Below are 663 nucleotides of genomic sequence, written 5' to 3' on the forward strand. Positions count from 1 at the left end.
GTGATCTATGTCTAGGGGTGAAAGGCCCATCGAATCCGGAAACAGCTGGTTCCAACCGAAAAATGTCGAAGCATTACCTCTGCCGAGATAGTTCGTGAGGTAGAGCGACGGATTGGGGGACCGCACTCCGAGAGGAGTGCGCCCCCCTGTCCAACTCCGAACTTACGAACGTCGTTTGACGCAGGGAGTTCGGTGCACGGGGTAAGCCTGTGTACCGTAAGGGAGACAACCCAGCGCCGGGTTAAGGTCCCCAAGTGTGGATTAAGTGCGATCGAAGGTGGTCTCAAGCCCCAGACAGCCGGGAGGTGAGCTTAGAAGCAGCTACCCTCTAAGAAAAGCGTAACAGCTTACCGGCCGAGGTTTGAGGCGCCCAAAATGATCGGGGCTCAAATCCACCACCGAGACCTGGCCGTGCCCCTGACAGGGCAACCGTGTAGGTTGGCGTTCTGTTCGGGTGGAAGCGCGAACGAGAGTTCGTGTGGACCGTTCAGAAACGAAAATCCTGGTCAAAGTAGCAGCGTGAGTCGGGTGAGAACCCCGACGGCCGAACGAGTAAGGGTTCCTCAGCAATGCTAATCAGCTGAGGGTTAGCCGGTCCTAAGTCTCACCGCAGTTCGACTGAGACAACAGGGAAACAGGTTAATATTCCTGTGCCGGTATGCA

At 56.3% G+C, this 663-nt stretch carries 1 rRNA gene; it reads left to right on the top strand.

What is annotated here, in order from left to right:
• Positions 1 to 663 (top strand): 23S ribosomal RNA (locus SM755_RS23315); the annotation flags it as partial.

The sequence above is a fragment of the Natrialba sp. PRR66 genome (genome assembly GCF_034808065.1).
GTDB lineage: Archaea > Halobacteriota > Halobacteria > Halobacteriales > Natrialbaceae > Natrialba > Natrialba aegyptia.